The following is a 16798-nucleotide window of genomic DNA, read 5'->3' as shown; positions in this document are numbered from 1 at the left end:
TTCACCATTCTGTTCTAGGGGCGGGTTAACTAATATCTCTAATTCGCATACTCGATATTTGTAAACCCGCCCTCCCAACGCAATAATTCAGATCGGCGATCGAGTCTCTGATTGCTGGTTCTGCAAATATTCGCCCACTTCTCGCGCACGATCGAAACCCCTGCGAACGCAATCTCCCAAAGCCACTCCGCCAAAGTAGTTGCTGCACAAATACACCCCTGGCAAAGATTTTAAGCCCCGATCGATTTGTTCCATGCGATCGAAATGCCCCAAATTGTACTGAGGAATTGCCCGCTTCCACAGCTTCACCGTTAAAACTTTTGGCTGTGGCACATCTGGTTTCAGCAAAATCCGAGACAAATCTCGGTGCACCTCCCGAACGATTTCTTCTGAGTCGAGATTGCCAATTTCCGAGTCTGTTGCCCCGCCGATGTAACTGGTGAGAGTTTGCCAGCCCGCAGGCGCGCGATCGGGAAATAAACTCGATGTCCAAATCGTCCCGAGAGTGCGAATTCCCTGCCCCCTCGGAATTAAATTTCCAAAACCCACTAATTTACCCTTGACATCCGACTGCGGGTATGCTAATACAACGGAGGCAACCGTAGGATAAGTAAAAGCTTGTAAAGCGCTGCTAACTTCCGGTTGCAGAGGCTGCAACAACTCGGCTGTAACGTAAGCCGGCGTTGTCAAAACCACGGTGCGGGCCTCAACTTCTTGCTGTCCGTCGGGCGTCGAGAATACAGCAATGTAAGTTTCCCGTTCTGTGCGATCGAGGCGAGTCAATTGCCAGTTGAGTTTCACTCGATCGGCCAATTGAGCAGCGATCGCCTCTGGCAAAGCCTTCAACCCCCCTTTAAACGAACCCAACTCCCCCGGCCTAGTTTTAGGAACATTCGGGTCTGCGGGCATTTTCTTCGGCCTTTTCCTAGCAGAAAGCAGCGCCCCCGCCGCCAGCCCGCCACCCACATCAGCCATCTTCGTTACCCGCCCAAAAGCCGCCGCCGCGCTAAGTTGTTGCGGATCTCCGGCATAAACCCCAGAAACAAAAGGCCCCACCAACCGCTGCATCACTTCCGTACCGAGATGACGGCAGAAAAATTGAGAAACAGTTTCCTCGTCACCCTGCTGCGAAAGTCGATCGCCCATTGCCGGCGCGACAAACCCCAAAGCCCCGAACAGCGCCCGCAGTTTCCCCGGAAAACTCAGCAACTGAGACTGAATCATCGCCGGTGGAGTCATCGGCACCGGTTGCAGCTTATTTTGCCAATAAACAAAACGAGGCAATTTGCGATCGGCCAAAATCAACTCCTGCTTCAATCCCACATCCACCGCCAACTTCATCAATTCTGGCGTCGGCGAAAAACTGTTCGGGCCCTCCTCCCAGAGGAACCCCCCCGCTGTCACAGTGGTGATGTTCCCGCCCACACGTCCCTGACTCTCAGCGACTAAAATCTTCAGCGGCGATGCACTCGTTGCTTCCTTGTCAAGTGCGTGCGCCAAACTCAAACCGCTAATACCTGCACCCACAATTAATGTATCTAAAAGTTCCATATTACATAGAAAAATATCGCAATCTTTATGTTACATGGCTTTGCACGGCTTGCGTTCTTTGCTGGACTTACTGCAAAACCGCTTTCAGATTACCGAATTCGGAATCGGGAATTGGGAATGGGGAGTCGGGAATTGGTAGGCCCTCCCGCATTTCTCAAGCATTCTTCTCGAAGGTTGTAGATTCACATCTCCCCGTCTCCCCGCGTCCCTCACCGTCTGCTTTAAGACGACGGAGTTACATTGTTGCTGTGCAGGTCTTGAGGAGATTGAAACAGAGTTTCGAGATAAACTCTAGCAGCTTGGCGGTAGCTGCGCGACGCTTCCGGCGTACCGCTGTCGGCATTCTGCAACAAAAACAGCGACAGGGCCGCGCAAAATACTCGGTCTAGATCCCATTCTGGATGGGTTTCCAGGTAAGTTTTGAGAGAATCGTGCAGCGTTTCGGGAATTTCGGCAAAAATACTGACTGTTGGGTTCATCATTTTTTTTAGTCTCGCTAATAAATTGAAAACAGAACCCCCCTTTCGGCCGGATACAGGTGCAGGCACAGCCGAAATCAGAGCGCTTTTTTTTTAGGTCGGTCGCATCATTGTGCGCTATCAGGGGGTGGGTTTGTCAATGTTGCGAAATGTTACAAACTGCTTTATGTAAAAAAAAGATTTACGAAACCATTAGCTTTTAAGGGCATCTTTTGTTACATAACTTTATATTTTTTGGGTTTGTATGAGGGATTGGGCAGCAGGTTAACGAAATCCCCAATTCCGCAGCAAGATCCGACCGTGCCGTTAATTTCTGTGGAAAACTTCCTCAAATCTGTGGAAAACCTCAGACTTGCCTGTGGAAACGCTGTGGAATGTTTAGGGAAAAGTCAGGCAAAAAATAAGAATTGCAAAGGGCATGGGGCAAAGGGCATGGGGCATGGGGCATGGGGCATTGGGCATGGGGCATTGGGCATGGGGCATGGGGCATTGGGCATGGGGCATTGTTGACTGTTGATTAATGTTATTGGTTATTTGTTATGAGCCACTGCAAAGAATTAACAACTGACAACTGACAACTGACAACAATCAACTTCCTAAGTGCCACTCTGCGGCTTTTTGGCGGATAATCGCCAGTTCTTGGGGCGGCATTTTGTCGAGATTGGCCAAAATAAAGCTCATGCGACCGATCGATCCAAGCTTGTCCCGGTGGCGCGCGAGGAAGTCCCAGTAGAAGAAATTGAACGGACAGGCATTTTCGCCCGATCGCACTGTGCGATCGAATTTGCACCCCCGACAATAATCGCTCATTTTATTGATGTAATTGGCAGAAGCAGCGTAAGGTTTCGACGCCAACACACCGCCGTCAGCAAACAAACCCATGCCCAGCACATTAGTCTGCATTACCCAGTCGCAGGCATCAACAAACGCGCTGTGGAACCACTTTTCTAGTTCCTGGGGCGAGATTCCCGCAATTAGACCAAAATTGCTCAAAATCATCAACCGCTGGATGTGGTGCGCGTAACCGCTGCCTTCGACTTGAGTTAAAACTTGGCGCAAACAGTTCATATCTGTTTTGCTGGCGTCCCAAAAAAACTCCGGCAGCGGCTGAGTGTGGTTGAACCAATTCTTCTGAAAATAATCAGCATCCACGTAAAAATACACACCGCGAATGTATTCTCGCCAGCCGATAATTTGGCGGATAAAACCTTCGACGCTGTTTAAATTTAAGTTTTTTTCTAGGTAGGCATTTTCGGCAGCTTGAATAACTTCTAAAGGATGCAGCAAGCCAATATTGAGATAGGGAGAAATTAGGGAATGCCACATTGTTTCCTCCCCCGCGACCATCGCATCTTGATAAGGGCCGAAAGCGGGTAGACGCTGTTCTATGAAGTTATCTAATACTTGCAGTGCTTGCTCTCGCGTAACCGCCCAGCGAAAAGGTTCAATATTTCCGTAAGTTTGGAAAGATAGAGATTTAACTTGTGCGATAACTTCTTGAGTTACGGCGTCCGGTTCAAACCAAACAGCTTTCGGTGTATTCAATTTGCCTTTTGGCGGCTGGCGATTTTCTTTGTCAAAATTCCACTTGCCTCCGACAGGTTTATTGCCATCCATTAAAACTTGGAAACGCTGGCGGCTGGCTCGATAAAAGTCTTCCATTAACAAACGTTTGCGGCTTGATGCCCAATCTTTAAATTCTGTTTCTGTCCAAAGGAATTGATTGTTGGGAATTAGGGTTATTTGGCAGGGAAGTTGCAAGTTTTGAAGGATCTGTAAAAAAGGTCGATCGTTCGGTGCCATCACCCGTAATTCGGTGATGTTGTGAGCTTTAACCCAAGCTGTGAGAGGTGTTTCAAAGTCGCCCGATTTTGTGTAAGTGACTTGGCAGCCACTACCGCGCAATTCTTCTGCAAAGTGTCGCATTGCCGACCAAATTAATACTAATTTTTGTCGGTGGTAGGGGCGCTGTTGAACGTGCTGCCAAGATTCAATTAAAATTACGGGTAGGGCAGATTTATCATCAAGCGTGAGGTTAAGAGCAGCTTGGTTGTGCCAAAGTTGATCGCCTAATATCCAAACGCCAACAGTCATTTTACTTTTTTGCTGTGAAAGTTAATTTTTACTTTTCATGAGGGCTGGTTGTCTATTCAGGAAACTTAATTCGCTGACAACTTACAACTTATGATTTTTCAGTTTTTCCTGAGAAGCTATTATAGCATAACATTGATTTCCCAAGATAGGGACACCGACCAGCAAATTTAAATTTAATGTCGTTTAATGTCGGTGTCTCCTTCAGATGCTAATAAATCGATCGGCTTCTCTAGTGACGAAAATAATGTTACCGTTATCCCAAAATACGGTAAAATGTTTGTCTGGCTTACCACAAACAGCTAATACCAGGTTGTTTAAATAGCCGTCATAGGGGTATAAATAATTAGCTTCTCTCCAGAAATGAGGCTTTTTTTGCATTTTTTGCCATTTTTTAGGAGAAAGTAAATGTTCGATTACTTCAATGGCTAAGACAACATCAAATGAGTGCAGTATAGCAGTATATCGGTATCGAGGAGTTCGTAAATATCTGCTTGGATCGACTGACACTCGGGGACAATTTGACGGGAGATGGTAATTCCGGGTGCGGGCGTGTCAACGCCGACTACTTCGCAGCCGTGCTCTGCGATGACATGACTGAGGTTGCCATTGCACTCTACTGAGATCCAAAACTCGGAGTTTTGTCTGGCTAGCCTTTTGAGGTGTCGCTAGCATTTCTAAAAGGGGAGATATCAAATAAGCGCGATGATATCTGGCAGGGTTGTTTGTGTAATAATATGTATAATTGCTAAAGTTTTTTTTCGCCGATTAAGCTATGGAGACTATTGCCGAGACCGCAAATTTACAGGGGGTGGGTACACTGTTTGGGCCGATGTTTGCCATATTAGGGTTGTGAGAGTCGATCGGCGACTCGATCGTCTCATTGTTTGACAGGTGAATTGTTGTCACCGAATCAAACCGAATCAATCGGATGTCAACCGAAATCTTTGACCGGGTGCAAAATCTCGAATCGCCCCTTCCATCGCCCATCTCAAAGGAGGCGTTTGGAAAAAAAAAGTCCGATCGAGCGATAATTCTCTCGGTACACCAGCCGGAGACACAACTTTTTGCCTCTTACCTTTGGCCCAAGAGTGCAGCCATGCGATTCTACCTTCAACCAACTGCGGTCTGTCAACCCTAGGCTTTTTTGGAGGCTGAAAGATTTTGCCCCGGGGCGATCGGGTGCAAGTGGAGCGGAAAATTATGCCGGGAAGTGTGACCTAGATCACAGACATCGGGCAAACAAATTGCTGAGCATCTTTAGGTGAAGACACTTAGAATCGAGATTACTACAGTGGCTTCTATAATTATGTTTAACTGTTGTTTGAAAGCTGTGTTGTCTGGTCAGCAGAGCAGCCTGGACAGATTTGCTAGTCGGTCTGGTTTATTGCACTATGGTCGCTGTTGGGTGTTGCACCTTAATTTAGATATGTCCTATGGTTAAGTTAGGTCAATCCTCCTTTCGCCGTATTTTACTGTCGCGGATTTTGTTGCTCAGCGTACCTGTTCTACTGGTGGGGGAGTATGTTACCTATCGCAAGGCACGCTCGACGCTTCTGGAAACTGCTCGTCAAAACTTGACAGAAAGTGCCGTCAGAAAAGCAGAAACTATTGAACAGTGGGCGAAATCGCTGAAGTCGAATCTGATCGGCGCTTCGGAAAACTCGATGTTGCAGTCTGTAGAGCCGAAGGATTATCAAAAGTTTATCGCGCAATTAGGGCAGCGGTTGCCAGCGCAGGTTGATTGCTTGCAATTGACTAATTTACAGACAAATCAAGTGATAGCAAGCACTTGCGGGCAGCAGCCCATTCAGTCGCTGCCTGCCAAATTTTGGCCGCAAGTGCAGCAGCAGCAAGCGCTGCTTGACGACAAGAGCGTTTACATCAGTCTGTCGTGGCCTCAACAGCGACAGGGGAAAGCAAACGACAAGAAGGTGGCTTTGGGTGCTGAGGATTTTCCCGATGCGAGTAAAGAAGGCCGCGACAGCCAAGTGAGTTTGGTGTTGAGCGCTCCTGTTTACATTCGTCGGGGCAACAGCAGGCAGTTGAGTTATGCTTTGAGTTTGCAGTCTGCCCTGCCAGTGCAAACCAGCGCTCCCAAGGGTTCTCTAGCGGGCTATACGGTGGCGATCGACCAAGATGGGACGATTTTGGCGCACCCGAATATCAACCGCGTGGGCCGCAATATCGACCAAGAGGCAGATGCCGATCGACTAAAAAGTATTGTCAGAAGGGCGATCGCCGGCGGAACAGCTTTTCTCCACCTATTTTCCTTTGAAAGAAATGGTGTAGAGCTGCTAGCCGGATACGCTGCTATCCCGAGTCCTTCAACTAAACAGGAGAACAGCAAGTGGATTATTTTAGCTGTCTCTCGTTTAGATTACGCTCTGTCAGGTTTGGAAGAAATTCAGCAAGTTTTATTTAATCTAATTGTAGGTTTGATTGCTGCTAGTATCATCGCGACTTTATATCTATCTCGCGACTTGGCGCGTCCTTTAGAAAAACTGCGAGACTATGCGCTGAAAGTGGATACAGAAGCACCGCAAACAGTGCCGCAAAATTTCCAAATTAGAGAATTCAATCAACTATCAGAAGCACTCAACAGCATGGTACAGCGCCTCAGATCCTGGGCCAAAGAATTGGAAGTCGCAACCAAGGAAGCGCAAGTTGCCAATCAGTTAAAAAATGAATTTTTGGGCAATATTTCTCACGAATTGAGAACGCCGCTCAACGGGATTATTGGTTTTATTCAAATTGTACGCGACGGCTACTGCGATGACCGAGATGAAGAGATGGAATTTTTGCAGCGGGCCCACGACTCGGCAATGCAATTGCTCAATATTATTAATGATATTTTGGACATTGCTAAAATAGAAGCCGGCACGTTCTCCATGATGTTAGAAGTAGTTGATATTACCCAGGTACTTGAAGACGCGATTGATTTGCAAACAACTCAAATTGAGGAAAAAGGTTTGAAGTTAAGTTTGCCAGCTCCTCACGCTCCGATTATTGTTCATGCCGATCCAGAGAAGCTAAAACAGGTGTTTTTGAACGTGTTGAGCAATGCCGTTAAGTTTACAGAGTCGGGCAGCATTAGTATATCTGTGCGGCTAGAATCGAGGAAGAATTCTGCTAATTTTAACGGCAGTGCGGAAAGTACGACTGGCCCCACCGATCAAAGCGATTGGGTGGTGGTGACAATTAAAGATACGGGAATCGGTATCGATCCCGAGCAGCAGCAGAAATTGTTTCAACCTTTTGTGATGGCTGATGGTTCTACAACTCGCAGGTTTGGCGGTAACGGTTTGGGCTTGGCTATCTCGCGAAGGATAATGGAATCTATGATCGGAAGCATTACCCTGTACAGCACGGGTGCGAATCAAGGTACTGCGGTGATGATTTCTTTGCCTGTCAATCAGCAGTCAAGTTTTTATTTTCACAGCCCAGACTTGGTAACGGAAAATGGAAATTTCAAATGTTAGGAGTGATTTTTCCAATCTAAAATCTAAAATCTAAAATGGTATTAGGGGCTGTCCGCCGAGTTCGAGGGATTTGCTCAAAGCGCTGAGAATGCGGATTAATTCGACGGAGGCGGAGCCGGAAGAGGTAGGGCAGGGGGTATTTGTTTGCACGCAGTTGAGGAAACGATCGCACACTTGACGCAGCGGTTCTACTCGTTCTAAACTCAACACTTCGCGACCTTTGATGCTAGTAGTTTTCTGCGGTGCGATCCTCTTCGTTGGCGTAGCCCCCGTAGGGGCGGGCTTCGCTAACGCACTTTCAAAAGAGTTATGCTCTTCGCCCTCGCAATTGTGATTGTCGCGCTGCAAAATCAGGGGACTTTCTGGCGACATTTCATCAAAAATCAAGGTTCCCAAACTGCCAACAACTGTTAAGCGCCGTTGTTTGTCTGGATTTAGCCAGCACAGGTGAATAAATGCTTGAAATCCGTCGGGATAGGTGAGCGTTACCCAAACTAAATCTGCTAGTCCTTCTGCGGGATTAACACTCAGCAGTGAAGGAGCAAATTGATTTTCTATTTCTGCTGCTGCTGCTTGATTTATTCCTTCTTCCTTCTTCCCTCTTCCTTCTTCCTTCTTCCCTCTTCCCTCTTCCTTCTTCCCTCTTCCTTCTTCCTTCGGAAATACAGTGCCGATCGCCCTTACTTGAATTGGGGTTTGTTCGAGCCAAGTATTGAAAATAGCGATATCGTGAACGGCCAAGTCCCAAAGGGCATCAACGTCGTGCCGCACCGGTTCAAAATGCGTGCGCTGGGCGTAACCGTAGCGCAATTTTCCGAGTTGATGCTGTTGAATAATTGTTTTACCTCGATCGACTGCTGGATGAAACAGATAAGTGTGGTCAACGAAGAGTTGCCGCTGCTTTTTTTCGGCTAATTGACAGAGTTCTATTGCTTCAGTCAGGTTGAGGGCGAGGGGTTTTTCTGCTAAGACGTGGTAGCCTTGTTTCAGCGCTGCTGCTGCGAGGGTGTAGTGTGTGGAAGCTGGAGTGGCGATCGCCACAGCTTCCAGTCCCGGCAATGCTTGCACTTGAGACCAATCGGCAGCTAGAATCACCGAGGCATCGAGATTAAACTGTTTTTGGACGGCCGCCAATGAATCTCGATTCGGGTCTACCACCGCTAAAACTTGGCTGTTGGGATGTTCGAGAAAGTTGCGAATGAGGTTAACTCCCCAGCGGCCTGCACCCAATACAGCTATTCCGATTTTCATTGATTATAATTTCAAAAATCGCACAGCAATTATAGCATATTTTGTGATTATTATCTATGTTTTAATTCAAAAAAATCACTGTTGGCTGTTGACTGTTGGCAGTAGTTATTGGTTATTGGTTATTTGTTAGCTGCTACCAATAACCAATAACCAATAACTGATAACACCAGTCTACTGACTACTGACTGCTGACTGCTGACTGCTGACTAATTTATTGAAAGCTGCCTGAGCCGCTGCTTGTTCGGCCGCTTTGATCGATCGACCTTTTCCCTCTGCTACCAACTTTCCCTGAATGAGAACTTCTGCGGTAAAACGATCTTCCCCGCCCTGCACTCTCCCGGTTTCTTGCACGCTATATTTGGGCAAAGTTTTGTATTTGCCTTGAGTTAACTCTTGGAGAGCAGCTTTGTAGTTTTGGCGGGCCGGATCGCTGCGAATTTCCGCCGCTAAGCGTTGAAAGTGAAAATCTAGCCAAGGGCGAATTAATTCTAAGCTCTGGGTACTCAAATAAAGCGCGGCGAGTACGGCTTCCAAAGCATCGGCCAGCCGGGGTTCAGCGCCTGTTTTGTCCGAGGCGGCGCTGCTGGAAACAATTAAATATCGATCGAACCCGTAACTTTCAGCAATTTTAGCAAGAATGCGATCGCTCACCAAGATCGATCGAATAGCAGCAAATTCCCCCACCGTACAGTCGGGATAAATCTCAAACAACAATTCCGACGCCGCCAGCCGCACGACTGCATCGCCGACAAACTCTAGTTGCTCGTAATTTGCCTTAGCTGACGCACTCGCATGAGTCAAAGCTAAATCGAGGAGATGCCATTTTATCGAAGCATCCTTCGTCAGTCCCAATTTTTGAATTAATGTTTCAAGTTGCTTTTGGCGACCCGGATAAATCATACCATTTTAGATTTTAGATTTTAGATTTTAGACTTTAGATTTTAGACTTGGGAATAACTCATGAATATCCGGGTTGGGAGCTTGTCAAAAGTTGCATTCTTTTTTGAAAGTGGGATAAAATTCATATTAATAAAAAAAATCCTTGAAAAACTAAATATTTCTCCGGGTGCTTATAGCGAACCTTACCCAAAATAAGGCAGGTCGAAAAGATTTGTTGGCCTTATTCCCAAGCGGTAATTTTACAGGGCTTACGCACAGACTCTACCTGTAGGGCGATGCACACCGCATCTTACAACTACAGATAGTTTAAAAAATGACTCCTTGCGTAAGTCCTACAGCATATTCCATGTATATGTATTACACATAATCTTGTAGTAAGTAAGGTGCGTCGCTTTCAGAGTCAATCTGCAAGTTCCATTTAAAAGGTCGCAGATCCGCACCCTACATATTAACATCACACAATATAAATATAGCGGCTGCTGTACTTCATCAACCTGGAATATGCTGTATTTTAATTAAATTGAGGGGAGGGGAAAAAGTCGGACATAAGCCGGGTTCTGTTCTCTCAACTGCAAGCAGTTTTCGAGGGCAGTTATCTATCTGGGACGCCTGTTACCAGACGCCTCAAGCGGTACCAAAAAACGGAACTGGTAAAAAACCAACCGTAGTCCCTCCGACCTTGCTCCCAACTGGGGTTTACCGAGCCAGCACCTCTCGATGCTGCTGGTGCGCTCTTACCGCACCTTTGCACCCTTACCAAATTAGTTGTTGCTTCCCAGTCAAAAATCCTCAGTTACTTACTAATGACCAATGACTGCTGACTAATGACTAATTGGCGGTATCTTTCTGTGGCACTATCCTCACGATCGCTCGCACTGGGCGTTACCCAGCAAGTTTGGTTTTTCGGGAGTCCGGACTTTCCTCAGACAAGCTTTCGCTAATCCGCAACCGCCTGCGCCTACTTTTCCCCCAGATTTATTGTACGCGATCGTTCGTCAATCAATTTGGAATTTTAGATTGACGATTTTAAGTTGTCGCCCACTTAATTTTGACATCTGTGTTTATTCAAACTCTTGTGCGGTGGGCAGGAAAGCCCGCCAAACAATTAAATTTAAATGCAAATCCGCTTAAATTCACTCACGGATGAATCTGGAGGCTTAAAAATTTTGGATTTATGATGCAAGGATTTATGACACGGCTTCAACTAGGGCCAGGACACCTTTTTCCATAACAGGATTTTGAGTTATTCAATCCTCTATCCAAAATTTAAAATTCGGTTATTTTGCTGAGTCATCTTTCACAGTAGAAAAGTTTTCAAACCAGCCGCGCCGCCAGAAGAAGTAAACTAAACCCGAGGCGATCGCTACCATCACCGCCCAACAAAGCGGATAGCCAAAATACCAATTCAGTTCCGGCATATTCAAGGGCGATTTCTCTGTATTAAAATTCATCCCGTATACTCCCGCCACAAAAGTTAGAGGAATAAAAATACTCGAAATTACCGTCAGCAATTTCATAATTTCATTCATTTTATTACCAACCGAAGACAGGTAAACATCCATTAAACCCGAAGACAACTCTCGATAGGTTTCCACCATATCCATCACCTGCACCGTGTGATCGTAACAGTCGCGCAGGTAAATTCGCACTTCGGGACTAATCAAATCACTGCTATCTCGAATCAAAACATTAATTGCATCCCGCTGCGGCCAAATGGCGCGGCGCAGCGTCAGCAATTCTCTGCGGATTTTATAAATTTTTTCCAGGGTTTTGCGGGTGGGGTTCACCACCACTTCATCCTCTAGTTCTTCAAGGCGCTCTCCGTAAACTTCTAATACAGGGAAAAATCCATCTATAATCGAATCCAACAGAGTATAAGCCAGATAATCGGAGCCGTGTTTGCGAATAGTTCCTTGTCCTTTACGAATGCGATCGCGCACAGGATCAAAACAATCATAGTCCGGTTCTTCCTGAACAGTTAGCAGGTAATGTTCACCCAATATAAAGCTAACTTGTTCTTTGTGAAAATTATCTGAATTAGGCTTAATCATCACCATCCAGGCAATGATTAAAATGTGGTTTTCGTAATTTACAACTTTAGGGCGCTGGGGTACATTAACCACATCCTCTTGAGCCATAAGATGCAAATCAAAAACTTCGCCCATTTGGCGCCAAGTTTCGTTATTTCCCAATCCCAACATATCAACCCAAGAAACAGATGCTGTATCTAAATACGCAGCAGCTTCTTGAGGATTTGCCAATTGGGCGCGAGTAGCTGCTGTCTCGCAATAGTCAATTAATACAATCTCGGGAGGCGGCGCATCGGGTTCTAAGTCGAGAGTTCCCGGCGGAGCCCCCGGATCGTCATAAAAATAGTCAACGTAGGAATCATCATCATCATCATCTTTAATTGGTTTGGCAACTGCACTAGAAGTATGTATGCTTTTGTATACCATGCTCATATTCCTGACTTTTAGAACCTTGAATTAGATTATCATTTTTCCAGTAAAACTACCAATTCCCAATGACAACTGACAACTGTCAACTGTCAACCGTCAACTGACTAATTACCTCTGCCGAATTGGAATCTCGATCGTGAATTCAGTTCCCTCTCCCGGCGCGGAAATGCACCGCAGCGTGCCTCCGTGTCTTTCTACCACAATCTGATAGGAGATAGACAGTCCCAAACCTGTACCTTTGCCTACAGGTTTAGTAGTAAAAAACGGGTCAAATATCCGAGATTTAACAGATTCTGCCATTCCCGCCCCGTTATCTGAAATTGCGATCGCAACCCAATTGTTCTCGAAAACCTCCGTGCGAATCCGAATCCAAGGCAACGAGTCGCAACTTAAAGGTAAACTTGGAAAATCTTGCCGTTCCGTTTCCGAAGCAGTCGCCAATTCCAGCTTCCTATTCCTGACATCTGCTAAAGCATCAATAGCATTATTTAAAATATTCATAAACACTTGATTTAACTGTCCCGCGTAGCAATGTATCGGTGGCAGTTTTCCATATTCTTTAACTATTTCAATCGGGCGACTTTTGCCATTCTCTTTAAGTCTGTGTTGCAAAATTAACAGAGCGCTGTCAATTCCTTCGTGAATATTAACACGCTTAATATCTGATTCTTCCAAGCGGGAAAAGTTACGCAAAGATTGAACAATTTGGCGAATTCGCTCGGCTCCGGTTTGAATTGAATTCAGCAGGTGCGGGAAATCCTCTTTGATAAATTCCAGTTCTATTTCTTCAGCACACTCCGCGACAACAAAAACAGGTTCCGGGTAATGTTGTTGATACAAACTGCACAGTTGCAGCAAGTTTTTGGCATACTCGCTAGCGTAAGTGATATTGCCGTATATAAAACTGACAGGATTATTAATTTCGTGAGCAATCCCCGCGACTAGCTGTCCCAAACCCGACATTTTTTCCGCTTGAATTAGTTGAGTTTGAGTCCTTCCTAATTGTTTTAATGTTTGCTCTAGCTGGTGATTTTTATGTTTTAATTGAGATTCAGCCTGTTTGCGGTTGGTAATATTGCGGGCGATAGCGATCGCTTGATTCGAGTTAAAAGGCAGCAATCTAGCTTCATAAGTTTCTTCTCCGGCAGGCAGGGGTAGCGAATACTCTAGATTAACAGGAGTTCTATTTTCTGAAAGTTCGAGCATTGCCTGCTCGAATTGGCTGGCGGCGGTTGTCGGCAAGATATCGATCATTCGTTGGCCCACAAAATACTCGGGACTCAGGTACAAATCCGGTGAGTTTCCTGACAAGTAATCCAAAATAATGCCGTCAGCATTGATTCGGAAATACAAATCGGGCAATGCCAGAAAAACCGCTTCCAACTCGGAAGTTTTTTGGCGCAATGCTTCTTGGGCGAAGTAGCGATCGCTAATATCAACAATCACCCCATCCAAACAGCCAACGTTCCCATCTGCGTCGAACACCGGAGAACCTTTATCCCACACCCATTTAACCGTCTCGTCTGCTGCTAGCAACCGGTATTCCAAGTTATAAGACTCTTTATTTTCTATTGCTTGCCGAATAGTGGCTTCTACTTTTACCAAATCTTCCGGGTAAATAATGCTAGCAAAAGTCCTACCTCCTCTGTTCAAAGGCGAAATAAAATCTTTAGCAGGGTAGCCCGTTAGCAAGTAAACGGCATTGCTAATAAAACTTGTCGAAAAATCGCATTGCCAGCGATAAACCACTCCCGGAATATTCGCTACCAAAGACCTAAATCTGGTTTCGCTACGGCGCAAAGCTGCTTCCGATTCATGGCGTTCTGTAATATCGCGAGCGAAAGCTAGCACTGCAAATATATTGCCTTCAGCGTCGCGCAGGGGAAGTTTTTGGGTGTCAAAAATATGTACTGAACCGTCTGCAACAGTGGCAGGATCGCAGGGATTGTGGATGATTTCGCCGGCTAGTACAGCAAAGTCGTCTGTGCGGAAACCTCGGATATTTTTGGCAGAATTTCCAAACACTAGCTCTACTGAAAACCCTAAGTCTAAATCGGATTTGCCAATTATTTCTTCTACTGTTTTGCCGATCGCTTGAGCGAAACTCCTGTTGACCAAAATATAGCAAAAATTTTTGTCTTTGGCAAAAATCCAGTCGCTGGTTTTGTCTATTACTGTACGCAGCAGTTGTTCGGAACGTTCGGTTTTTTCCAAAGCTACCTGCAGTTCTAGTTCCAGGCACTTGCGAGCAGTAATGTTTTCAAAAGCAACGCCGACGCAGTTGTTAGGTAATGGAAAAGCTTTAATAGAAAAAGCGCGAGTTATTCTGCCGCCTTCATCGCAGTCAATATCTTCAAGTTCTACGGCTTTTTGGCCCAGAATTACCGAAGCAAATGCTTGGGGAATGTTTTTCGATCGCAGGTGGGGAAAAATCTCGTCGATTGTCATGCCCAAAACGTCGGCCATTTCTAATCCGGTAAACAGGGTAGCAGCGGGATTCGAGGCGATCGCCCTGAGAGTGCTGTCATCGTCTATATTTTCTAAATGGTAGACGTACAAACCAATTTGCATATTCTCGACAATTTGGTCGTAGAGGCGCACGCTTTCGTCTACCTGCCTGCGTTCGGTAATATCTTCAGTAATCCCCAAAACGTACTGAGGATGGCCGGAGGCGTCGAGAATTGGCACTTTGCGGGTGTGCAGTATTCTCATACCTTTGTGGCGAGTTTGAATCGGCTCTTCGGCTATGTCTTTAACAGTAGATTGGTTGTGATTACCGGTCAATATTTCCCTGTCTTGAGCGGTGAAAACATCAGCTTGTTCTTTGGGGTAAATATCGTAGTCATTTTTGCCGATCGCCTCTTGAGAGGTAACACCTGCGATCGTTTCTCCCGCTTTATTCCACAGCACAAATTTCAGCGAAGAAGCATCTTTAGCAAAAACTCCCACAGGCAGATTTTCTACTACGGAATTGAGGAACCCTCTAGCTGATTTTAATTCAGCTTCTGCACGCTTGCGTTCGATGCCTAAAGCGATGACATCGGCAACCGATGCTAAAGTTTCCTGAAAGGGTGCACTCAGCGGTTGGCGGCTGATAATTACCATGACTCCTACCAGCCGTTCTTCGACAATTAAAGGGTAGCCGGCGAAGGTGAGAATTTGCTTGGGTATTGGGCAATTTTCCGTCTTTTGACTGGTGTTGATATTTGCTACTTCGGAACTGTGTGCCTCTGTTGCTTTCGCGGATTCTTCCTCTGGGAGTCCTAAATTATTCAGTTCAAATCCGCAGTCAAATTCCGGTTTTTGCTGTTTGGCGATCGAGTTAACCTTACTTGCAATAAAGTTAGCCCGATCGTCTGTGCGGCTGTAGATTCCCGAGACTGCTTGCAATTGCCAAACATTGTATTGAGAGTTAAAAGTCCAAATTTCAGCAGAGGCGACATCGAGATTTCGCACCATTGCCTCGCAGCAGGGAAGCAGGATATCTTGAGGGTGTTTGGTGAGGGTAATACCCACATCGGCTACCATTGCTGTGAGGCGAGAAGCTTGGGCTTTTTCTGCTTCCAACCGTTTGCGATCGGTGATGTCTTCCACCAAAGAAAGTACGGTAAAAGTTTCGCCGCTGCGAATAATCGAGTTGAACCAGCGACACCAAATTACCTGTCCGCTTTTAGTTTTATTTTGATTGATTGAAGTATTGCCTTTGCCGCTGGCCAGTTCGAGTTCGATCGCGCTTACAACCTCTCTATCCTCTTCACAAACCAAAGCCAAATCGCCGAACTGCTTGCCCATCATATCATCGGATGTCCAGCCAAAGATTTCTTCAGCGCGTTTCGACCACTGAACTATCCGAAAATCTTCATCCCAGCCTACCATTGCCAGGGGACTGTTAGCTGCATTCAACCACAGTAAATGGTTCGATCGCCGCAACTGTTGAGTTTTCTGCTGCTGCCAGCGGTAGTGCCTGGTGATATCTCTACCGACGCCGAAAACCCGCATCTGGTTGCTAGAGGCATCCAGCGCTGGCGTGTAAGCCGTTTCGTAAATTTTAATCGCGCCGTCTGCCGCCGTCACCTTGTGAATTGCCAGCCTTTTTTTCCCTGTGATAAATACTTGTTGCAGGCAGGAATCAATCTGGGAAATTATGTTTTTAAGAGCAGCATTATTGGGATATAATTTTAATAATTCCTGATGATTTTTGTTGACTATTTCAGCAGGCTCCAATCCCATCCAAGCAGCAGCGACAGGATTGATGGATAGGTACTTTTGCTGTCGATCGCACTCTAGGAAAGCATCAACAGAGTTAGAGAAAAAAGACTGTAACGAGTTGATAACTTCCTGCATGGGTATTTTTCGATCGCTTGCAAGTTAAGCTCTAAAATTTTCCTAAAGTTAGTTTAGCTCACTCAAATATTTTTGCACACTTTACTGCGGCGGTTCCAGGTGCAATTTTCGCTGCAATTTTCGGTTGAGTTCCCTATACTACAAAAATTTCAAGGAAATAGTATTTTTTGGAATATAACTTAATTAGAGCAGATGCTCTTTTTTTAAACAAGACGCAGCAGATATAAAAGGGAGAGGGGGA

Annotated in this window: 11 protein-coding genes and 1 other RNA gene; 2 read left to right on the top strand and 10 right to left on the bottom strand. The window is 45.8% G+C overall.

Annotated elements, in window-relative coordinates; all coding sequences use genetic code 11:
• Positions 1 to 87: 87 nt before the first annotated feature.
• Positions 88 to 1551, bottom strand: coding sequence for a protoporphyrinogen oxidase (gene hemG, locus QUA56_RS32365; protein WP_333366815.1), 1464 nt, complete (start codon positions 1549 to 1551; stop codon positions 88 to 90).
• Between the two features lie 221 nt (positions 1552 to 1772).
• Positions 1773 to 2030 carry a DUF2811 domain-containing protein gene (locus tag QUA56_RS32360; protein ID WP_050813024.1) on the bottom strand — a complete coding sequence of 86 codons (258 nt, stop codon included), beginning with the start codon at positions 2028 to 2030 and terminating at the stop codon, positions 1773 to 1775.
• 300 nt (positions 2031 to 2330) lie between these two features.
• Here QUA56_RS32360 and QUA56_RS32355 point away from each other — a divergent pair, with 300 nt between their 5' ends.
• Complete coding sequence (locus QUA56_RS32355) at positions 2331 to 2540, top strand: hypothetical protein (protein ID WP_333366812.1); 210 nt, start codon at positions 2331 to 2333, stop codon at positions 2538 to 2540.
• A 78-nt stretch (positions 2541 to 2618) separates the two neighbouring features.
• Here QUA56_RS32355 and QUA56_RS32350 read toward each other — a convergent pair whose 3' ends face one another.
• The 3 genes from QUA56_RS32350 to QUA56_RS32340 all read right to left on the bottom strand — a co-directional run bounded on the left by QUA56_RS32350 (position 2619) and on the right by QUA56_RS32340 (position 5242).
• Entirely contained in the window at positions 2619 to 4124 is a 1506-nt protein-coding gene (locus QUA56_RS32350) for a cryptochrome/photolyase family protein (protein WP_333366809.1), read from the bottom strand.
• Positions 4125 to 4325: 201 nt separating this feature from the next.
• Positions 4326 to 4631 carry a hypothetical protein gene (locus tag QUA56_RS32345; RefSeq protein WP_333366806.1) on the bottom strand — a complete coding sequence of 102 codons (306 nt, stop codon included), beginning with the start codon at positions 4629 to 4631 and terminating at the stop codon, positions 4326 to 4328.
• 413 nt (positions 4632 to 5044) lie between these two features.
• The gene (locus QUA56_RS32340; RefSeq protein ID WP_333366804.1) at positions 5045 to 5242 is read right to left on the bottom strand and encodes a hypothetical protein; all 198 of its coding nucleotides are present in this window, start codon (positions 5240 to 5242) and stop codon (positions 5045 to 5047) included.
• A gap of 315 nt (positions 5243 to 5557) precedes the next feature.
• On the opposite strand from QUA56_RS32340, the gene QUA56_RS32335 reads away from it, so the two are divergent.
• Complete coding sequence (locus QUA56_RS32335) at positions 5558 to 7603, top strand: sensor histidine kinase (RefSeq protein ID WP_333366801.1); 2046 nt, start codon at positions 5558 to 5560, stop codon at positions 7601 to 7603.
• 30 nt (positions 7604 to 7633) lie between these two features.
• On the opposite strand, the gene QUA56_RS32330 is transcribed toward QUA56_RS32335, so the two are convergent.
• The 5 genes from QUA56_RS32330 to QUA56_RS32310 all read right to left on the bottom strand — a co-directional run bounded on the left by QUA56_RS32330 (position 7634) and on the right by QUA56_RS32310 (position 16557).
• Positions 7634 to 8854 (bottom strand): Gfo/Idh/MocA family oxidoreductase, encoded by a 1221-nt coding sequence (locus tag QUA56_RS32330; protein WP_333366798.1) that lies wholly within the window; start codon positions 8852 to 8854, stop codon positions 7634 to 7636.
• Positions 8855 to 9025: 171 nt separating this feature from the next.
• The gene (gene rnc, locus QUA56_RS32325; RefSeq protein WP_333366795.1) at positions 9026 to 9754 is read right to left on the bottom strand and encodes a ribonuclease III; all 729 of its coding nucleotides are present in this window, start codon (positions 9752 to 9754) and stop codon (positions 9026 to 9028) included.
• A 531-nt stretch (positions 9755 to 10285) separates the two neighbouring features.
• An RNA gene (gene rnpB, locus QUA56_RS32320) (RNase P RNA component class A) lies at positions 10286 to 10719 on the bottom strand.
• 312 nt (positions 10720 to 11031) lie between these two features.
• Entirely contained in the window at positions 11032 to 12210 is a 1179-nt protein-coding gene (corA, locus tag QUA56_RS32315; RefSeq protein WP_333366792.1) for a magnesium/cobalt transporter CorA, read from the bottom strand.
• 111 nt (positions 12211 to 12321) lie between these two features.
• Complete coding sequence (locus QUA56_RS32310; protein WP_333366789.1) at positions 12322 to 16557, bottom strand: PAS domain S-box protein; 4236 nt, start codon at positions 16555 to 16557, stop codon at positions 12322 to 12324.
• Positions 16558 to 16798 lie beyond the last annotated feature (241 nt).

Origin of the sequence: Microcoleus sp. N3A4, from assembly GCF_036701805.1 — a bacterium.
Lineage (GTDB): Bacteria > Cyanobacteriota > Cyanobacteriia > Cyanobacteriales > Microcoleaceae > Microcoleus.
Note: the sequence above shows the minus strand (reverse complement) of the source record. Positions and strands in the feature narration are given on the sequence as shown.

Coding starts and splice junctions, on each gene's coding strand:
- QUA56_RS32330 (WP_333366798.1), bottom strand. CDS start 8,854: ATGAAAATCGGAATAGCTGTATTGGGTGCAGGCCGCTGGGGAGTTAAC.
- rnc (WP_333366795.1), bottom strand. CDS start 9,754: ATGATTTATCCGGGTCGCCAAAAGCAACTTGAAACATTAATTCAAAAA.
- QUA56_RS32335 (WP_333366801.1), top strand. CDS start 5,558: ATGGTTAAGTTAGGTCAATCCTCCTTTCGCCGTATTTTACTGTCGCGG.
- QUA56_RS32350 (WP_333366809.1), bottom strand. CDS start 4,124: ATGACTGTTGGCGTTTGGATATTAGGCGATCAACTTTGGCACAACCAA.
- QUA56_RS32360 (WP_050813024.1), bottom strand. CDS start 2,030: ATGAACCCAACAGTCAGTATTTTTGCCGAAATTCCCGAAACGCTGCAC.
- hemG (WP_333366815.1), bottom strand. CDS start 1,551: ATGGAACTTTTAGATACATTAATTGTGGGTGCAGGTATTAGCGGTTTG.
- QUA56_RS32310 (WP_333366789.1), bottom strand. CDS start 16,557: ATGCAGGAAGTTATCAACTCGTTACAGTCTTTTTTCTCTAACTCTGTT.
- corA (WP_333366792.1), bottom strand. CDS start 12,210: ATGGTATACAAAAGCATACATACTTCTAGTGCAGTTGCCAAACCAATT.